The 19,488-nt window shown below is 72.2% G+C and carries 13 protein-coding genes and 1 pseudogene; 8 read left to right on the top strand and 6 right to left on the bottom strand.

From position 1 onward, the window contains the following. Positions 1 to 107 precede the first annotated feature (107 nt). Positions 108 to 2,168, top strand: a complete 2,061-nt coding sequence (locus tag PV419_RS21640; RefSeq protein WP_319691318.1) for a BACON domain-containing protein — start codon at positions 108 to 110, stop codon at positions 2,166 to 2,168. 1 nt (position 2,169) lies between these two features. Here the strand turns inward: PV419_RS21640 and PV419_RS21635 are convergent, their stop codons facing one another. Next, complete coding sequence (locus PV419_RS21635; RefSeq protein WP_415925360.1) at positions 2,170 to 3,171, bottom strand: hypothetical protein; 1,002 nt, start codon at positions 3,169 to 3,171, stop codon at positions 2,170 to 2,172. An 82-nt stretch (positions 3,172 to 3,253) separates the two neighbouring features. Here PV419_RS21635 and PV419_RS21630 point away from each other — a divergent pair, with 82 nt between their 5' ends. The 4 genes from PV419_RS21630 (at position 3,254) to ilvD (ending at position 7,956) form a co-directional block, all read left to right on the top strand. Next, the gene (locus tag PV419_RS21630) at positions 3,254 to 4,183 is read left to right on the top strand and encodes a Ppx/GppA phosphatase family protein (RefSeq protein ID WP_319691316.1); all 930 of its coding nucleotides are present in this window, start codon (positions 3,254 to 3,256) and stop codon (positions 4,181 to 4,183) included. Positions 4,184 to 4,378: 195 nt separating this feature from the next. Then, complete coding sequence (locus PV419_RS21625) at positions 4,379 to 5,284, top strand: sugar phosphate isomerase/epimerase (RefSeq protein WP_319691724.1); 906 nt, start codon at positions 4,379 to 4,381, stop codon at positions 5,282 to 5,284. Further along, positions 5,281 to 5,916 (top strand): TetR family transcriptional regulator, encoded by a 636-nt coding sequence (locus tag PV419_RS21620; protein WP_319691314.1) that lies wholly within the window; start codon positions 5,281 to 5,283, stop codon positions 5,914 to 5,916. The genes PV419_RS21625 and PV419_RS21620 overlap by 4 nt, the downstream gene beginning before the upstream one ends. Before the next feature lie 189 nt (positions 5,917 to 6,105). Beyond that, positions 6,106 to 7,956: a dihydroxy-acid dehydratase gene (gene ilvD, locus PV419_RS21615; protein WP_319691312.1), complete on the top strand. Its 1,851-nt coding sequence runs from the start codon at positions 6,106 to 6,108 to the stop codon at positions 7,954 to 7,956. Positions 7,957 to 8,173: 217 nt separating this feature from the next. Here the strand turns inward: ilvD and PV419_RS21610 are convergent, their stop codons facing one another. After that, positions 8,174 to 10,618: a serine/threonine-protein kinase gene (locus PV419_RS21610; RefSeq protein ID WP_319691310.1), complete on the bottom strand. Its 2,445-nt coding sequence runs from the start codon at positions 10,616 to 10,618 to the stop codon at positions 8,174 to 8,176. A 154-nt stretch (positions 10,619 to 10,772) separates the two neighbouring features. On the opposite strand from PV419_RS21610, the gene PV419_RS21605 reads away from it, so the two are divergent. Next, positions 10,773 to 11,096, top strand: a complete 324-nt coding sequence (locus PV419_RS21605; RefSeq protein ID WP_415925359.1) for an SH3 domain-containing protein — start codon at positions 10,773 to 10,775, stop codon at positions 11,094 to 11,096. Between the two features lie 97 nt (positions 11,097 to 11,193). Here PV419_RS21605 and PV419_RS21600 read toward each other — a convergent pair whose 3' ends face one another. Continuing rightward, positions 11,194 to 13,617, bottom strand: a complete 2,424-nt coding sequence (locus PV419_RS21600; protein ID WP_319691308.1) for a serine/threonine-protein kinase — start codon at positions 13,615 to 13,617, stop codon at positions 11,194 to 11,196. A gap of 317 nt (positions 13,618 to 13,934) precedes the next feature. On the opposite strand from PV419_RS21600, the gene PV419_RS21595 reads away from it, so the two are divergent. Continuing rightward, positions 13,935 to 14,189 carry a hypothetical protein gene (locus PV419_RS21595; RefSeq protein WP_319691307.1) on the top strand — a complete coding sequence of 85 codons (255 nt, stop codon included), beginning with the start codon at positions 13,935 to 13,937 and terminating at the stop codon, positions 14,187 to 14,189. Between the two features lie 137 nt (positions 14,190 to 14,326). On the opposite strand, the gene PV419_RS21590 is transcribed toward PV419_RS21595, so the two are convergent. Further along, positions 14,327 to 15,982, bottom strand: a complete 1,656-nt coding sequence (locus PV419_RS21590; protein ID WP_319691305.1) for a SulP family inorganic anion transporter — start codon at positions 15,980 to 15,982, stop codon at positions 14,327 to 14,329. Between the two features lie 206 nt (positions 15,983 to 16,188). Continuing rightward, positions 16,189 to 16,578: a hypothetical protein gene (locus PV419_RS21585; protein ID WP_319691304.1), complete on the bottom strand. Its 390-nt coding sequence runs from the start codon at positions 16,576 to 16,578 to the stop codon at positions 16,189 to 16,191. 379 nt (positions 16,579 to 16,957) lie between these two features. On the opposite strand from PV419_RS21585, the gene proC reads away from it, so the two are divergent. Then, complete coding sequence (gene proC, locus PV419_RS21580; protein ID WP_319691302.1) at positions 16,958 to 17,803, top strand: pyrroline-5-carboxylate reductase; 846 nt, start codon at positions 16,958 to 16,960, stop codon at positions 17,801 to 17,803. Between the two features lie 31 nt (positions 17,804 to 17,834). On the opposite strand, the pseudogene trpS reads toward proC, so the two are convergent. Beyond that, positions 17,835 to 18,856 (bottom strand): annotated as a pseudogene (gene trpS, locus PV419_RS21575) (tryptophan--tRNA ligase). Positions 18,857 to 19,488 lie beyond the last annotated feature (632 nt).

The following is a 19,488-nucleotide window of genomic DNA, read 5'->3' as shown; positions in this document are numbered from 1 at the left end:
GAGGGGAGGACACCTGTCCCCTTATGAGGGAGATGGTCACCCGTAAGGGTTAAAACTGCGCAAGTAGCGCGATGGAGCCTGCATCATCCGCCTACCGTCGCCGGGTGATGAGCAGCAGGTCCGAGCACTCGACACACTCGCCCGGTGCGCCCGGCGCATCTGGTGCGTCCAGCGCATCCGGCGCCCCCGGTGCACCGCGTCGCGCGCCGCGCGCTTCCGCCGCGCACCTCCAGCGTCCCCCCGCGCGCTACGAACCGTATCTGGACGGCCTGTTCACCTACTGCCTGTCGGTCCTGTGCGAGCACGACGCCGCGACCGCCGCGCTCGGCGAGGCGCTCGCCGTCGCCGAGCGACAGCACGGGCGGGGACGAGGGCGCGTGGCCGCCGAGGGCGATCTGCGCCGTCCCTGGCTCTACGCCCTCGCGCGCTGGGCCTGTCTGCGCAAGCTCGCCGAGCGGAAGGGGCTGGAGGAGCGGGAGGGGCTGGGGGGCGAGGAGGACTCCGGAGGCCAGGGGGCCCCTGGGGAGCGGAGGGCCCCCGGAGACCGGGGAATCCCTGGGGACCGGCGGGGTCTCGAGGACTGGAGGGTCCCTGGGGACCGGGGCGCCTCTGGAGACCGGGGTGCCCCTGAGGGCCGGAGGGAGCGCAGGGCCGCCACCGGGCGTGGCGGGATCGAGAAGCGTGTGGGACGGCCCCGGCCGCCGGAGGTGCCGGCCCAGCGGCGTCACCGCGACCGGCGCGCTCCGGCCGCAGCCGCCTCGCCGCCCCCGCCCCCCGTTTCACCCACCGCCGCGCAGCGCCGCCGTGAGCTGGCCGCGCTCGCATGGCCCGAGGCCGCCGGGACCACCCCCGAGCAGCGCGAGGCGCTGGAGCTGGCCGTGCGCCACCGGCTGAGCCCGAGCGAGGTCGCCGCGGCGCTCGGCAAGGAGCGCGACGAGACCCGCGCCCTGCTCGCCAGCGCGGCCTGCGAGGTGGAGCGCACGCGTGCCGCGCTCGCCGTCGTCGAGCTCGGCCACTGCCCCGTCGTCGCCCGGCTCGCGGGCGACACCCAGGTGCTGCTCTCCGCCGCGCTGCGCCGCGAACTCGTACGGCATGTGGACGACTGCCGTGAGTGCCGCGGGATGGCCGAGCGGGCCACAGCGGGCGGCCCCTGGCCCGGCACGGCGGCCGCCCCCGCGGCCCTGCCGGTGCTGGAGGCGCCGCGCGCCGCCGTGTACGCCGCGATGGTGGGCGCCCAAGGCGCGCGCCCGGCGCGCGCCGCCTCCCGGCCGCGCTTCGACCGGCGGGGCTTCCCCCTGGACCCCAAGGACCAGGCCGCGCGCCGCGGCCGGATGCGCAGCCGCGCGCTGACCACGACGGTGGTCGCTTCCGTCGTGGCGGCCCCGCTGCTCGCGCTGTGGGCCGCCTACCGGGGCACCCCGACGGCGGGCGACGACCACGACACGGACTCCGTGGCCGCCGCCAACGCGGACGGGGCGGCGGAGCGCACCCCCGACCGGTCGGGCGGCGGCGTCCGCGACGAGTCGCCGCGGCGCTCGTACGACGAGGCGGGCAGCGCACAGAACCGTTCCGGCGCGCGGCTGAAATCCGGTCGTGGTGGCACCGCGGGTAAACAGTCGCCGGACGTGTCCGTGGAGGTCGTCGGCGGAGACGAGACCGGCGCCGCGAGGGGCGACCGGGGCGGAGACGGCGAGGCGGAACGGTCCGGCACCGCGACCGGCGGGCGGCCGGGCCCGCACGCCACGTCCGGCACCCACGGCACCCACGGCACCCCCGGCGCCGGGGGCCGTCCGGGGACCGGATCCGGTCCCGGGCGGACCGAGCCCGGCCCCGGGCGGCTGACGGTCGAGGCGCAGCCCAGCGGCGAGGTCACGGTCATCACACTCAGGGCCTCGGGGGGCGGCCCGGTGCACTGGTCGGCGTCCGCCGGCGCGCCCTGGCTCCAGCTGAGCCATACGGCCGGGGTGCTGCGGCCCGGAGAGACGACGACGATCACCGTGTCCGTGGACCGGGACCGCGAGCCGCCCGGACGCTGGAGCGCACGGGTCAGGGTGGATCCGGCGGGGGCGGTGGTGGTGATCGAAGGCCGTGGCGCGGAGCCCGAGCCCACCCCCGGGCCCTCGGACCCGCCGGGCGAGTCCACGCCGACCTCGGGCGAGACGCCTTAGGTCAGCTCATCGGGTCTGCTGGGTGCGGGGCCACGAGCGGCAGGGAGGACGCCAGCCGCTGCTCGCAGAGCTCGGCCAGCCGGTCGTAGCCCTCCTTGCCCATGAGCTCCGTCAGCTCCGCCCGGTAGGACACATACACCGGCTCCCCGCCGCCGTGCGCGGAGGTCGCCGAGGTGCACCACCAGTGCAGGTCATGGCCGCCCGGGCCCCACCCGCGCCGGTCGTACTCGGCGATGGTGATCTGCAGTACACGCGTCTCGTCGGGCCGGTCGATCCAGGTGTACGACCTGCGGATCGGCAGCTGCCAACAGACGTCCGGCTTGGTCTCCAGCGGCTCGCGGCCTTCCTTGAGCGCCAGGATGTGCAGCGCGCAGCCCGCGCCGCCCTTGAAGCCCGGCCGGTTCTGGAAGATGCACGAGCCCTCGTAGCGGCGGGTCTGGCGCTCGTCGTCCTCATCGCCGGACTGGGTCCAGCCGGTCTTGTGCCCCACGTCGTGGAACTGCCAGATGTCCGGGGTGAGCCGGGCCACGTGGCGCCCGACGCGCTCCTCGTCCTCCTCGTCCGAGAAGTGCGCGCCCAGCGTGCAGCAGCCGTCGCTCGCGCGCCCTGCCTGGATGCCCTGGCAGCCCTGGCCGAAAATGCAGGTCCAGCGCGAGGTCAGCCAGGTCAGATCGCAGCGGAAGACCTGCTCGTCGTCGGCGGGATCGGGGAATTCGATCCAGGCGCGGGCGAAGTCCAGGTCGACCTCGTCACCGGCCGGGTCGATCGCCATGTCCGCACCGGCCGCCTCGTCCGCACCGGCCGTGCCCTCTGCTGATGCGTCTGCTCCGGCCGTGCCGTCTGCTCCATCCCGGATGTCCGGGGCGAACGCGATGACCAGGCCGTCCAGGTCATCCAGGTTGTTCAGGTCGTTCGAGGCCGCCTCGGCCTCGCCGGGCTGCCCGGCGGCCTCGGGACGCCGCTTCCGGACTTTGTCCTGCTTCGCCTTTTTCGTCTTTGCCACGGGCCAAGCGTATGCCCATGCGCAGCGCGTATAGCCTCAGGCCCGTACCTGACCAGGCGATAGGGGCAGTAGCGTTCTGGCCATGAGACTCGGTGTCCTGGACGTGGGTTCGAACACGGTCCATCTGCTGGTGGTGGACGCGCACCCGGGAGCACGCCCGCTGCCCGCCCACTCGCACAAGGCTGAGCTACGGCTGGCGGAGTTGCTCGACGACGGCGGGGCCATAGGGGCCGACGGCGTCGAGCGCCTGATCGCGGTGGTCAAGGAGGCGCTGCAGGCCGCCGAGGACAAGGGCGTCGTGGATGTGCTGCCCTTCGCCACCTCCGCCGTCCGGGAGGCGGCCAACGCCGAGGACGTGCTGGCCCGCGTCGCCGAGGAGACCGGGGTGCGGCTGGGCGTCCTGACCGGCGAGGAGGAGGCGCGGCTCACCTTCCTGGCGGCCCGCCGCTGGTTCGGCTGGTCGGCCGGAAAGCTGCTGGTCCTGGACATCGGCGGCGGCTCGCTCGAGATCGCGTACGGGCTCGACGAGGAGCCGGACGCGGCCGTCTCGCTGCCGCTGGGCGCGGGCAGGCTGACGGCCGGCTGGCTGCCCGACGACCCGCCCACGCCGGACGATGTACGGGCCCTGCGGCGGCACGTACGGGCGGAGATCGCGCGGATCGTCGGCGACTTCAGCCGCCATGGCGCGCCCGACCACGTCGTGGCCACCTCCAAGACCTTCAAGCAGCTGGCCAGGATCGCGGGCGCGGCGCGTTCCGCCGAGGGCCTGTACGTACAGCGTCGGCTGACCCGCCAGGCGCTGGAGCAGTGGGTGCCGAAGCTGGCCGCCATGCCCGTCGACAAGCGCGAGCAGCTGCCGGGCGTCTCCGAGGGGCGGGCGCCGCAGCTGCTGGCGGGGGCGCTGGTCGCTGAGGCCGCGATGGATCTGTTCGGGGTGGATGAGCTGGAGATCTGCCCGTGGGCGCTGCGCGAGGGCGTCATCCTGCGCCGTCTGGACCACCTGCCGGGATGACGCTGTGACGTGCGCTGTGACGTGCGCCCGGCCTGTGCTGTGACGCGCGCTGTGACCTGCGCCCGACCTGCGCCGTGACCTGCAGTGTGACCTGTGCTGTGACCTGCGCCGCTCGCGGCGTCAGGGGGGTGCGGTGGGCGGTGGCGGTTTAGCCGTCCGGGGGAGCGCCGTACCCTGTCCCTCGTGACACAGCCAGTGGTGCGCATCCCGGATGCGAAGGTCGCGCTGTCCACGGCCTCGGTCTATCCGGAGTCGACGGCGACGGCCTTCGAGATCGCCGCACGCCTGGGCTACGACGGTGTCGAGATCATGGTGTGGACCGATCCGGTCAGCCAGGACATCGAGTCGCTGCGTCGGCTTTCGGACTACCACGGGGTGCCGATTCTCGCCGTGCATGCGCCATGCCTGCTGATCACTCAGCGGGTGTGGTCGACCGACCCATGGGTGAAGCTGCAGCGCGCGAAGGCGGCGGCCGAGAGGCTCGGCGCCTCCACCGTCGTGGTCCACCCGCCCTTCAGATGGCAGCGCGCGTACGCCCGGGAGTTCGTACGCGGAATCTGGCGGATGGCGGGTGAGACGGACGTGCGGTTCGCCGTCGAGAACATGTACCCGTGGCGCTACCGCGACCGGGAGATGCTCGCGTACGCGCCCGACTGGGACGTCACCCACGACGACTACCGCCACTTCACGATCGACCTCTCGCACACGGCGACCGCCCGTACGGACGCGCTCGGCATGGTGGACCGGATGGGCGACCGGCTGGCCCATCTCCACCTTGCCGATGGCATGGGCTCCAACAAGGATGAGCATCTGGTGCCGGGGCGCGGCACCCAGCCGTGCGCCGAGCTGCTGGAGCGGCTGGCCGCGACGGGCTTCGACGGCCATGTGGTCGTCGAGGTCAACACCCGGCGGGCGATGTCCACGGCCGAGCGGGAGGCGGACCTGGCGGAGGCGCTGGCCTTCACCCGGCTCCACCTCGCCTCGCCGAACTCGGCCGACTCGCCCAATGCGGCTGTCCCGCCCAATGCGGCCGCTTCGTCGGGTTCAGGCGCCGGATCGGACTCGGGCGCCTCGCCGACCAGGGCGGTGCCAGGCTCGTGACCCCGGCCCTGCCCTCGCAGTCCCCCGCCCCGCGCCGCCGCGGCCGTCCGCCCCGTACCGAGGGTGCCGCCGACGCCCCCGCGGCGCGCGACCGGATCCTGACCGCGGCGCGCAACGAGTTCGCCGAGCGGGGCTACGACAAGACCTCGATCCGCGGCATCGCGAAGGCGGCGGGGGTGGACCCGGCCCTGGTCCACCACTACTTCGGCACCAAGGACCAGGTGTTCGGGGCGGCCGTCGAGCTGATCTTCGCGCCCGCCATGGGCGCCCCGGACGCGGTGCACAGCGGCAGCCGGGAGGGGGCGGGCGAGCGGATGGCCCGCTTCATACTCGGCATCTGGGAGAACCCCGTCACCCGCCTGCCGCTGCTGGCCGTGATGCGCTCCGCGCTGACCAACGAGGCGGCGGCCGCGGTCCTGCGGGGCATGATCCAGCGTCGGCTGCTGCTGCGGATGGCGGACGAGCTGGATGTACCCAACCCGGAGTTCCGGGCGCAGCTGGCGGCCGGGCACATGATCGGGATCGCGATGCTGCGGTATGTGATCCAGATGGAGCCGATGGCCTCGGCGCCGGTGGAGGACATCATCGCCATGGTGGGGCCGACGCTCCAGCGCTATCTGGCCGACGACTGAGCGGGCCAGACCTGGTCTGGCCTGGTCTGCCCGGGCTGAGCCGGCCGTTCGCGGCTGGGGCTGCCCGAGGACTGAGCCGCACGTCTTGGGATCCGGACGCACCGTCCGTATCCCGGATGGGAGGCGTAGGCTCAGAAGACTCAAGAACCCGGACAACCGGACGACCCGGAAACGAGGGAGTGGAGCACCGTGCCCGAGCTGAGGTCCCGCACCGTCACCCATGGCCGCAACATGGCGGGCGCCCGAGCCCTTATGCAGGCCTCGGGCGTAGCGCGCGAGGACTTCGGCAAGCCGATCATCGCGGTGGCGAACAGCTTCACGGAGTTCGTGCCGGGCCACACCCACCTCCAGCCGGTCGGCCGGATCGTCAGCGAGGCGATCCACGCCGCGGGGGCCATCCCGCGCGAGTTCAACACGATCGCCGTGGACGACGGCATCGCCATGGGCCACGGCGGAATGCTCTACTCCCTGCCCTCCCGCGACCTGATCGCCGACTCGGTCGAGTACATGGTCGAGGCACACTGCGCGGACGCGCTGATCTGCATCTCCAACTGCGACAAGATCACGCCCGGCATGCTGATGGCCGCGATGCGGCTGAACATCCCCACCGTCTTCGTCTCCGGCGGCCCGATGGAGTCGGGCCGGGCGACCCTGGTCGACGGCACGGTCCGCAAGCTCGACCTGATCACCGCGATCTCCGAGGCCGTCAACGACAACGTCTCCGACGAGGACATCGCCCGGATCGAGGACAACGCCTGTCCGACCTGCGGCTCCTGTTCCGGCATGTTCACCGCGAACTCGATGAACTGCCTCACCGAGGCGATCGGCCTGTCCCTCCCCGGCAACGGCTCGGTGCTGGCCACTCACACCGCCCGCAAGGCGCTGTACGAGACCGCCGGCCGCACCGTCGTGGAGATCACCAAGCGCTACTACGAGCAGGACGACGAGACCGTCCTGCCGCGCTCCGTCGGCTCCCGCGCCGCCTTCGAGAACGCCGTGGCCCTCGACATCGCCATGGGCGGCTCGACCAACACGATCCTGCACCTGCTGGCCGCCGCCCAGGAGGCCGGGCTCGACTTCGACATGAAGGACATCGACGGGCTCTCCCGCCGCCTGCCCTGCCTGGCGAAGGTCGCCCCGAACGTCGCCCCCGGCGGGGTCTACTACATGGAGGACGTCCACCGGGCCGGCGGCATCCCCGCGATCCTGGGCGAGCTGGACCGGGCCGGGCTGCTCAACGAGGACGTGCACACGGTGCACTCGTCCTCGCTCGCCGACTGGCTCAAGCAGTGGGACATCCGCGGCGGATCGCCCTCCGCCGAGGCCGTGGAGCTTTTCCACGCCGCCCCCGGCTGTGTGCGCTCCGCGACCGCCTTCTCGCAGTCCGAGCGCTGGGAGACCCTCGACACCGACGCCGAGAACGGCTGCATCCGCGACATCGAGCACGCCTACTCCAAGGAAGGCGGCCTGTCCGTCCTGTACGGCAACCTCGCCGAGGACGGCTGCGTGGTGAAGACCGCGGGCGTCGACGAGTCCATCTGGACCTTCGAGGGCCCGGCCGTGGTCTGCGAGTCCCAGGAAGAGGCCGTCGAGAAGATCCTCGGCAAGCAGATCAAGGAGGGCGACGTCGTCGTCATCCGCTACGAGGGCCCCAAGGGCGGCCCCGGCATGCAGGAGATGCTCTACCCCACCTCCTTCCTCAAGGGCCGGGGCCTGGGCAAGGCCTGCGCCCTGGTCACCGACGGCCGCTTCTCCGGCGGCACCTCGGGCCTGTCCATCGGCCACGCCTCGCCCGAGGCGGCCTCCGGCGGCGCCATCGCCCTGGTCGAGGACGGCGACCGGATCCGCATCGACATCCCCGCCCGCACGATCGAGCTGCTGGTGAGCGAGGACGAGCTGGCCGCCCGGCGCGAGGCCCTCGGCGGCGTGTACGCGCCGAAGAACCGCGACCGCAAGGTGTCCGCCGCGCTGCGGGCGTACGCGGCGATGGCGACCAGCGCCGACAAGGGCGCGGTGCGGGACGTCAGCAAGCTCGGCTAGCCTGCCGCCCCGGCCCCCGCCCGTCCCGGCCCCTGCGATCGGAGCGGGCGGGTGGTGTCCTGGCCGAAGACCGCGACGTTGTCGTACCCATACACCCCGTACACCCATACACCCCGTACAGCGCGTCGCCGATCGGCATCACTGAGGTACACGGCGTCGCGCCGGGACGAGACGGCGGGGCCGCTCAGCCACTCCACCTGCGCCTATGGGCCGGCGTTCACCAGCGGGCCGGGTCCCGTCCCGACATCCCGAAGACCGTGCCGTCCGGCGTCGACCCGTACACCTTGCCGTCCGCCGCCACCGGCGCGGGCACCAGCTCCAGATAGCTCTTCTGGGCCTTGCCCGTACGCGGTGGGGTCTGCCCCAGCAACTCGCCCCCCACCGCGTCCACGGCGAGCAGCCGCCCGTCCGCCGCCGAGAAGTACAGCCGGTCGCCCGAGGCCACCAGCGGCGACGCGTTGCCCACCGAGGTCTCCAGCCGCCAGCGCTGCGCCGCGGCCGGATCCGTACGGCGCGGGTCGACCGCCACCAGACCGCCGTCCGAGCACAGCAGGTAGACCATGCCGCCGCGCACCGCCACGCTGGTCGCGGACACCGGCGTGGCCAGCGCGACGCGGTGTTCGGCGCGGTGCGCCGGGTCGTACCGGACGACGGTGGCGGTACGGGTCTGGGCGTCGGTGCCGGTGAGGTACAGGACCCCCTCGGAGTCGGCGCCGGCCGGGGTGAGATTGCCGCGGAACGACCGCTGCCAGCGGGTCGTGCCGCGGGCCGGGTCGACCGCCGTGACCAGTGTGTGGGCCCCGTCGGCCGACGTGGTGAGCGCGTAGGCGGTGCGGCCGTCGCCGTACGAGACGAACGCCGGGCGGGCGTGGCCGGGGACGGCATGGCTCCAGCGCCGCTTGTTCGTGGCCCCGTCGACCGCCGTGACCACGCCGTCCGCCGCGACCAGCAGCACGGTGTCACCCGCGGGGTAGACCCGGCCCTCGTACGAGGCCACGTCACGGCTCCAACGGGGGCGCCCCGTCTTCGGGTCGAGCGCCCGCAGCCGCGCCCCGTCCGGCGACACCACCTGGACCAGGCCGCCGGAGAGTGCGGGGGCGGTCGGCGTGCCGTCGTCCGGGCGGCCCGCCGCGGCCGGGCGCCACCACAGCACCTTGCCGTCGGCCGGGTCGATGCGGGCGGCCGCGACGCCGCGCCCGGCGCAGTACAGCGCGCCGCCTCCGTACGAGCAGAACGCCGCCCGGATGCCCTCGCCTTCCGCGCCGGACCCGTCGGTGGGCAGCGTGCCCTTCCACGGTCGCCAGGCCGCCGCCTTCGTGGCGCCGGTCGGCTGACGGTGCGCCGAGCGCCGCCCGTCGTGGTCCCGCTGCAGCGCCCAGACCGTACCCGCGCCGAGCATGACGACGGCCAGCACCCCGACCGTGACCCAGCGCCGAGCCGTCCGGTGCCGCCGCCCCGCCGTGACCGCGGGCAATGAGCCCGCCCTGACCTGTGTGTCCGCGTCACGCCCGCCGTACGGGGGGTCGTCGGTGTGGCCTTCGGCGGCCGGGCTGCCGGTGCCGACCGGGTCGGCAGCGGGGTGCGTATTGACCGCGGCGTCACCGTTCACGGCGTCACTGGCGTCCGGGGAGCCGCCACCAGTGGCGACCTCCGCACCGGCCCGGGTGGCAGCCTCCGTACCGGCATCGATGGCGGCGTCCCGCCCGTCCTCCGAGACGCTGCTGTCCGTCACGCTGCCGTCGTCGTCATCGTCATCGCCCCACAGCGGGCCCGTGCCGCGCCCGCGCTGGGCGGGGACGCGCGGGAGCGGGCCGCGCAGGGCGGGCGGATGGGGGCCGCTGATGGCGCGCAGGACCGTCATCAGCGCGTCTGGTGTGGGGCGTTCGGCGGGGTCCTTGGCCAGGCAGCGCTGCACGAGCGGCAGCAGCTCGCGCGGCACGCCCGCCAGATCCGCCTCGTCGTGCACGACCTGGTACGCCACGATGTACGGGCTCTCGGACTCGAAGGGCCCGCGCCCGGTCGCCGCGTGCACCAGCACCGACCCCAGCGCGAACACATCGGCCGCGGGCCCCACATGGCGCGGCCGCTGGAACTGCTCGGGCGCCATGAAGGGCGGTGTGCCGATCAGCTTCCCCGTCTCGGTGCGCAGTTCGCTGTCGGACGGCCGCGAGATGCCGAAGTCGATAACCTTCGGCCCGTCCGCGGCGAGCAGCACATTGCTCGGCTTCAGATCGCGGTGCACCACCCCCGCGCGGTGGATGTCGCGCAGCGCCTCGGCGAGTCCTGCGGCCAGCCGCACCATGTCCCCGGTCGGCAGCGGGCCGTTCCGCTTGACATGTTCGGCGAGGGTGGGGCCGGGGATGTAGAGGGTGGCCATCCAGGGCCGCTCGCCGTCCGGGTCGGCGTCCACGACGGGCGCGGTGAACGCCCCGCTGACCCGCCGGGCGGCCGCCACCTCCTGCCGGAACCGCGCCCGGAACTCGGGGTCTTCGGCGTACTCCGCGTGGACGACCTTCACCGCGAGGCGTCGGCCCGAGGCCGAGCGAGCCAGGTGCACCACGCCCATGCCGCCGGAGCCGAGGTGCGCCTCGAGCCGGTACTGACCGGCGTACTCCGGGTCCTCCGCTTCCGGGCCTGTCCCGGCTCTGCGCACCGGCGGCATTCCCCACCCCCGTGAATTCGGCCGCAGTCGCGACTCGGCGAGCCTAGTCGATGACACGTGCGAGCCCTGTTAGCCTCCGCTGGTCGTGTCACGTAACGCGACATGTGCACAAGATGTGCACAACATCGGAATGAAGCTCGATGGGGGAGGGCCGATGGCCATGGAAGAAACCGTGGAGACGACCGACGCTGAGGCGGCTGTTGAGGCGGGGGCGGTTGAGGCGGCGACGGTCACCTATCCGATCGCACCCGGCTACCAGGTGAACGTCCGCAGCGGTCCCAGCACGACCAACAAGCTGGTCAAGGTGTTGCCGTACAACACCCGCGTCCCGATCCGCTGCCAGCGCCGAGGGCAGAAGGTCTCGGGCCCGTACGGCACGACGGACATCTGGGACAGCATCGCGCCGGGGCAGTACGTCTCCGACGCGTATGTGAAGACCGGCAGCGACGGGTTCGTCACTGTCGTCTGCGGCGGCTGACCGGACCCGGCTGAACTGGCCGGACCCGGCTGAACTGGCCGGACCGGCTCCACCGGTCGAACTGGCCTCACCAGCCGGACCGGTCGGCCCCGGGCCGTCAGGGCTTCGCGGTTGCGGATGCCGAGGGCTGCGCGGACTTTGTCGACGTGCTGGAGTCCGCGGGCTTCGTCGACGTGCCGGAGTCCACGGGCTTGGCCTTCGCGGGCTTGGCGTCCGGGTGGCGCGGGTCGACGGAGAAGAGCGTCCCATCGCTCGCCCAGGCCACGATCGAGCCGCCCACCCGAAGCACCTGCGACGATGCCGGAGCGCCGCCCGAGCCGCTGACATCGCTGTGTGGCGCGGACTGCCACAGCTCCTCGCCCGTCCGCAGGTTCAGCGCCAGCAGCCGCCCGCTGCCGCTGCACAGGTACACCGTGTCCTCGGCGGCCGAGACGATCGGCATGCCCAGCCGCTCCACCGTCGTCTGTCGGCTCCACAGCTGCTTGCCGCTGTCCGCGTTCACCGCGGTGACCCGACCGCTCTCCTGGACGAAGAAGAGCCGGCCGTCGACCAACGCCCCCATGCCCTGCGCGTTCTTCGGGAGCGGAACCCGCCGCTGCTCACCGGTGCGGGTGTTCAACCGGAGGATGTAGGGGTACGGACCGCTGTCGGTGTTGGTCACCATCGGGAGGATCAGCAGGTCGTCGCCGTCGAGCCCCAGACCGTCCTCGGTGTCCTTCAGCCGGGCCAACGTGGTGGCGGAGCCATCGCGCTTGTCGAGCCGCACGATGGTGGACCACAGGACTTCTTCCTCGTCGCTGTCCCAGCACAGGCCGTACGGCACCTTCCCGTACGCGATGGGCGAGCACTGCTGTCCCCTGGGTACCTGGTACGCCCACCGGATCTCGCCGGTCGCCGTGTTCCGGGCGACGAGGGACCGGTCGTCGGGGGCGCTGGCGATGACCATGTCGTCGAAGAACGCCGTGTCGAGGCTCGAACTGATCTCCCGTGCCCACCTGCTGTCGCCGGACTCCGCGTCCAGGGCGAGCAGCCGGACGGTCGTGTCCGACGGGGCGTCGTGGACGAGGACCAACCCGCCGTGCGCCCCGACCGGTTCCGAACCGGTCCCCGAGGTGCTGCTCTTGGCCAGCGCCTTGGTACTCCAGTCGACGCGCCCCGTCAGCGCGTCCACACGGACCGTGGGGAAACCTGTGCCGCCGCAGTAGAGCTTCGCGTCCTGCCGTACACAGCGCGGGGTGACCTCGCCGCCGAAGTCCACCAACTCGTCCTCCGAGCCCGCGGTCCCGGCGGTCTGGGTGAGCGACAGCTGCCACGGCCGCCAGCCCTGGGGGAGCGGGATCGCCCGGGGCGTGTCGGTCGACGGGCCGCTCGTACGGACCCCGCCGCCCCCGTCGTCGCCGGGCGAGTACAGCGCGAAGGCTCCGCCGCCCAGGGCCAGCGCCGCGACGGCGACCATGGCGGCGAAGACGGGGCGGCGTCGCCGGACCCCGCCCCACGTCGGCCAGGTGCCCTGATCCGCCCCCGCCTTCCCGGCCCCGCCCCGGCCTCGTCCCTTCCCTTTACCCTTACCCTTGTCCGAGGCGCCGCCCGAGCCGTTGGCCGAGCCACCGCCCGAGCCACCGCCCGGGCCGCCATCCGGCCCGCGGTCGCCCGAGCCACCGTTGCCCGACGTGCCCGCCTTGTCCGACTTGCCCCTTGCCGTGTGAACCGCGCCCTTGGCCGGCAGTTCGTCCAGCAGCCGCACCAGCTCGGCGATCCGGGGCCGGTCGTCAGCGGCCTTGGCCAGGCAGCGTTCGACGACGTCGCGCAGCGGCTGCGCGACCTCGCTCAGCGCGGGCGGCTCGTGCACCACCTGGTACGCGGTCAGATACGGGCTCTCGCCGTCGAAGGGCCCCTTGCCGGTCGCCGCGTACACCAGCAGCGCGCCGAGCGAGAAGACGTCCGAGGCCCCGGTCACCTCACGGGGCCTGCTCAGTTGCTCGGGCGACATGAAGGGGGGTGTCCCCATGACCCGCCCGGTCACCGTCAGCGCCTGGTTGTCCGCCGCCCGGGAGATCCCGAAGTCGATGACGCGCGGACCGTCGTCCGCCATCAGCACATTGGCGGGCTTGAGGTCGCGGTGGACCACACCCACCCGGTGGATGTCGTGCAGCGCCTCGGCCAGGCCCAGGGCCAGCTGCCGCAGCTCGGCCGCGGTCAGCGGGCCGCGCTGGGTCAGCCGCTCGGAGAGCGTCGGCCCCGGCACGTACAGGGTCGCCATCCAGGGGCGCTCGGCGTCCGGGTCCGCGTCCACGACGGGCGCGGTGAACGCCCCGCTCACCCGCCGGGCCGCCGCGACCTCCTGTCGAAAGCGGGTCCGGAACTCCTCGTCCTCGGCGAACTGCGCGTGCACCACCTTGACCGCGACCTGTCGGCCCGAGGCCGAGCGCGCCAGATAGACGACACCCATGCCGCCGGATCCGAGCCGGTCCAGCAGCCGGTAGTCGCCCATGGTCTTCGGATCACCGGCGCTCAGCGGCACCCCAACCCCTCCCGAGTGCCCGTCGGCACATGCGTGTACGTACATGTGAAGCTGCCTCAGCCTAGACGGCGGGTCGCACGGGCGGCAGACCGATCCCGGGCAACGAACGGCCTCGACAGGGCATCGGCTCGACAGGGCATCGGAAGGGCATCGGAAGGGCATCGGGGGAACCCTGAGATGTCCCTGACGCTCCCCCAACCGCCCCGGAAATGCGTCGGTTTGCTTTGACGTCCGCTTCGGCGGCTGCCAGCGTGATGGACAACATCCGCGGGCCGCCGTGGACCGTTGGTGGGGGAACTTCTCAAGGAGACAGCCGAATGAACGGCGAAGCCGCAGGAGTGGTCGGGGCAGGTGGAACCTTCCTGCTCCTGATCGTGGTCGTCTGGCAGATCGCCGTGACGTGGCGTGCCCGGATGCTGAGCGCGCGCGAGGAGCAGTACAAGCAGTTGGCGATGAAGTACGCGCAGCTGATGGAGGACAACCTGGAGCTGCACCGACGCAGCCTCGACGAACTGACCCACGCTCGGCTCTCCATCGAGGCACTGGAGAAGCGGACGCACGCGATCGAGTGACCTGACCGGGGCATGAGGACCACGCGGTGCGGGCCCCCGGCGTTCATGGCGCCAGGGACCCGCACTGCGTTGCTAGCTCGTTGGTACCTGGTCGGTACCGCCCCCGTTGGTACCCCCGTTCGCGCAGTGACGCGCGACTACGCCAGAGCCCGCTCGTCGGCGGCGTCGGCGCTGTCCGTGCCGTCCGTGCCGTCCGCGCCCTTCGCGCCGCCCACGCCCTTCGTGCCGTCCGTGCCGTCCGCGTCTGCCGTGCCCGAGGCGTCGGTCTTGTGGGAGTTCGCGTCGGTGTCCCGGCTGACCACCGCGTTGTGCCGCTCGGCCCACGTGGCCAGCGCCATCTCGCACGCGTGGTCCACATGCCGCAGCCCGCTCAGATCCATCCGGACCTCGCGCTCGCGGGGCAGCGCCTCCAGCTCGTCGAGCAGCTTGGGCAGCCGCAGGAAGGTGGCGTTGCCCAGCACTCGTACGCGTACGGGGCGGTCCTCAGGCGCGTCCTTCAACCCGGTCACCTCGACATGCACATGCGAGGTCTCCCAGGCCGACTTGGCGACCGCCATCAGCAGACCGATGATCACGCCCTCGAACATGTTGGTGACCACGATCGCGCTCGCGGTCACCACCAGCACCACCGCCTCGCCACGGTGCGCACGCCACAGCGGGACCAGGTCCTTGGTCGGGATCAGCTTCCAGCCCGCGTGCACCAGCACGCCGGCCAGCGCCGCCACCGGGATGACGCCCAGCGCCGACGGGAACAGCACCGCGAAGACCAGCAGCCACACGCCGTGCAGGACCCGCGAGACCTTCGTCTTGGCGCCCGCCTGCACATTGGCGGCGCTCCGTACGATCACCGCGGTCATCGGCAGGGCGCCCAGCGCGCCGCACACCGCGTTGCCCGTGCCCTGTGCGATGAGCTCCTTGTCGTAGTTGGTCCGCGGGCCGTCGTGCAGCCGGTCCACGGCCGCCGCGGAGAACAGGCTCTCGGCCGAGGCGATCAGCGTGAAGGCGAGCACGGTCCCGAGCACGCCGATCTCCGCGAGCTGCGCGAACTCACTGCCGCCGGGCGGCTGCACGGCATCCAACAGGCCCTGCACCTCGACCCGGGCGACGGGCAGGTCCATTCCCACCGTGGCCAGCGTGGCCAGGGCGACCGCCGCCAGCGGAGCGGGCAGCACCCGCGCCCCCCGCTTCCAGCGCGGCCACAGCACCAGCACCGCGATCGTTCCCACGCCCACGGCCACCGCCTTCAGCGCGGTGTCCGACCCGGCCACATCGGCGACCAGACCGGGCAGCCCGCCCAGCTTGCCCAGGCCGCTGCTCGGTGCCTTGGCGTCGGCGAGCGCGTAGAGCTGCCCGGCGATCAGTACGAGGCCGATGCCCGCGAGCATGCCCTGGACGACCGCGATGGAGATCGCGCGGAACCAGCGCCCCAGGCGCAGCATGCCCATCGTCAGCTGCAGCAGCCCGGACATGAGGACCAGGACGCCGAGGGCCGCGAGGCCGTACTCCTCCACCGCCTCGTACACGAGCACGGTCAGACCGGCCGCCGGCCCGCTGACCTGCAGGCTGCTGCCCGGCAGAAAGCCGGTGACCAGGCCGCCGATGATGCCGGTGATCAGGCCGAGCTCGGCCGGGACCCCCGAGGCGACCGCCACGCCCACGCACAAGGGCACGGCGACGAGGAAAACGACGAGAGATGCGGTGAAGTCGGCGCGGAAGGTGCCGGCACCGGCGGAAGAGCCGTCGGTGCCGCCCGCCCCGCGGAATCGGTTGAGGAGAGTCTTGTGAAATGGCATGAGGGTTGCCTCCAGTGCGCCCCGGCACCGGCACAAGGGCAGGTGCGGGCGCGACGTAGCGCTGCGTCAGTCGGGATCGATGGAATCGGTCACTAGCTGATGAGTTCGCTGGCTGATGAGCTGCTGTCGCGCTGCTGATGAGCCGAGAGAGAGCGTGGTCGACCGCCACGGCGGTCGTTGACCGCCATGGCTGGGCGGAATGCCTCTCAGCAGCGGAAGATCTGGAGGGAGACCGGCAGCTCGCCGGATCTCGACACGGGGACGGCCTGCCGTCCCGTGAGAGGCGCGACGGCCGTGGTACGCGGCTCCAGCCGCCCGGCGTCGCAACCGCACACACATCCGGGTTTGCCGGTGGGGGTGGGCGCGGTGAGGGGTGCCCGTGCGCCGCGGAGCCCCTGGCAGTCATCGGCCCCGGCGTCGTCATGCGAGGACGCGGTGACCTTCACGGCCGGGCGGGACTCGGCCACGGATGCGGTGGCCACCGTCTGGGGGTGGGTGACCTGCACAGACGCGCAGTCGGCGGCGATGAAGAGGGCGAGCAGCACGGACACTGCGGCGAACAGCACACGGCTGGCATGCCCGATGGACCTCACCATCGCCCCCCCTCTGGTCACGACTTGGACACCGAACTCCATTATGTCCAAAGGGTCGTGACCATTTGCAAGTCGCTATGTAACCGAACTGTGAACGCGGAGTCATCTAACGGGAGCGAGCAGCTCCGATTGCCCCGGCGGACGCCCGCGCGGACGCGCCCCCTCGATGCGCCGGGCCCCCCGTACCGCCACCTGGACGCTTCACACACCTACCCCGTCCCCGGTGCGAGGATGGCTCCGTACGTCCAACCGCTTCCCACGGCTCTGCACCACAGCTCTCCACAGCGACACAGCACAGCGACACAGCACACAACCCAGAGCAGCAACCCAGAGCCCTGCGCAGCAGCACAGCAACACAGCAATTCGCGAGGTGAGCCGCACCATGACGGAGAAGGTCACGGAGAAGGTCCCGGAGAAGGCCACGGAGAAGGTCGCCGTGCTCGGCACGGGAAAGATCGGCGAAGCCCTTCTCAGCGGAATGATCCGCAGTGGCTGGGCCCCGTCCGACCTGCTGGTCACGGCCCGCCGCCCGGAGCGCGCCGAAGAGCTCCGGACCCGCTACGGCGTCGAGGCCGTCTCCAACGCCGAGGCCGCCAAGATCGCCGACACCCTCATCCTCACCGTCAAGCCCCAGGACATGGGCGCCCTGCTCGACGAGCTCGCCCCGCACGTCCCCGACGACCGGCTGGTGATCTCCGGCGCGGCGGGCATCCCGACCACCTTCTTCGAGGCACGCCTGGCCGCCGGCACCCCGGTCGTCCGGGTCATGACCAACACCCCCGCCCTGGTCGACGAGGCCATGTCGGTCATCTCGGCCGGCAGCCACGCCACCGAAGAGCACCTGGCACACGCGGAGACGATCTTCGGCGGCGTCGGCAAGACCCTGCGCGTCCCCGAGACCCAGCAGGACGCCGCGACCGCACTCTCCGGCTCCGGCCCCGCGTACTTCTACTTCCTCGTCGAGGCGATGACCGACGCGGGCATCCTGCTGGGCCTGCCCCGCGACAAGGCCCACGACCTGATCGTCCAGGCGGCGATCGGCGCGGCCGTGATGCTCCGCGACAGCGGAGAGCACCCGGTCAAGCTGCGTGAGGCGGTGACCTCACCGGCCGGCACCACCATCAGCGCCATCCGCGAGCTGGAGAGCCACGGCGTGCGCGCCGCGCTGATCGCCGCACTGGAAGCGGCCCGCGACCGCAGCCGCGAGCTCGCCTCCGGGAACGGCTGACGGGGGCCTGACGGCGAGCCGGGCTCAGTGCTCAGCTGGGCGGCAGCAGCCCCACCGCCTCGTACGCGGCGTCCACCCACGGTCTCGCCAGCCCCCGTGCCCGCTCGGCCCCCGCCCGCAGCACCCCGTCCACATACGACGGGTCGGCGCACAGCTCCGCGTGGCGGGCCCGGATCGGCCGCAACAGCTCCACCACCGCCTCGGCCGTGTCCTTCTTCAGCGCCCCGTACGAGGAGTACTCACCGGCCAGTTCCTCCGGCGTTCCGCCGTCGGTGCTGCAGGCAGCGAGCATCTCCAGCAGATTGGCCACCCCGGGCTGCGCCTCCCGGTCGTACGCGACCTCGCTCCCGCTGTCCGTCACCGCCCGCATCACCTTCCTGCGGACCGCGTCCTCCTCGTCGAGGAGATAGACGATGCCCGCCCCTCGGCGTGCGACTTGCCCATCTTCGAGGTCGGGTCCTGCAGGTCCATGACGCGGGCGGCGACCGCCGGACGCGTCATCCGGGGCACCGTGAAGACCGGCCCGTACCGCTGGTTGAACCGCTGGGCCAGCGTCCGGGCCAGCTCCACATGCTGCGCCTGGTCGTCGCCGACCGGCACCTCGTCCGTGCCGTACGCGAGGATGTCCGCGGCCATCAGCGCCGGATAGGTGAGCAACGACAGCCGCACGCTACGCCCGCGCGCCTGCTCCCGCGCCACCTTCTCCTTGTACTGGATCATCCGCCGCATCTCGCCGTCCGCGGCCGTGCACTCCATCAGGTACGACAGGCGTGCGTGCTCGTCCACATGGCTCTGCACGAACACCGTGCAGCGATCCGGGTCGAGCCCGGAGGCCAGCAGCAGCGTGGCCGCCTGCCGACTGAGTCTGCGCACCCGTGCCGGGTCGTGCTCCACGGTGAGGGCATGCAGATCGACGACGCAGAAGAGCGCGTCGGCGCGGTGCTGGTCCTCCTGGACCCATCGCCGTACGGCTCCGAGGTAGTTCCCGAGCGTCAGATGGCCCGTGGGCTTGACCCCGCTGAAGATCCGCGTTCGTGCGTGTGGCTGTGGCATGTCTGTGCCGTCTCCCGCCGTAGTCGGGACCACCGCGGACCGGCCGGACCGGCTTGTGCGGGAGGGAGACGCACGAACGGCCGCCGGGGCGGCGGCCGTGTGGATGCGATGCGCGAAGGTGGGCCGCCGGTCAGGCGGGCCACCACTGGTGAGTGCGCAGCGCATGGTTCGTCATGGGTCCGAACCGTACGCCCTGCGGGTGCGCAAGACCACGCAGTTGATGGCCTTCGGAGTGTCGTGTACAGTTCTTCGGGTTGTCACAGAGCCGTAGCGGTTCTTCGGCAGCCACTTACGCCGCACCGGCGGCAAACCACTACTGCACGGCCCCTCATCGGGATGGATTTCGGCGTGCCCGGAATTCGGTCGGGAAGCTCGATTATGAGCCTCGGGGGAAATCCGCTAACGTAGTGACCACGCCGGAAGGCGCGAAAAACCCCGCTCCAACAGGGGGCCGGAAACGGAATTCGGACCGGGAACGGACCGGAAAACGGATCTGGTAAGGTTGGAAACACCGAAGGGAAGCGCCCGGAGAGACCGGTGAAACGGTTTCAAAGGAAGCGTCCGTTCCTTGAGAACTCAACAGCGTGCTAAAAGTCAACGCCAGATATGTTGATACCCCGTACGGTCGCGAA

It is taken from the genome of Streptomyces sp. ME19-01-6 (assembly GCF_033793745.1).
Classification (GTDB): domain Bacteria; phylum Actinomycetota; class Actinomycetes; order Streptomycetales; family Streptomycetaceae; genus Streptomyces.
Note: the sequence above shows the minus strand (reverse complement) of the source record. Positions and strands in the feature narration are given on the sequence as shown.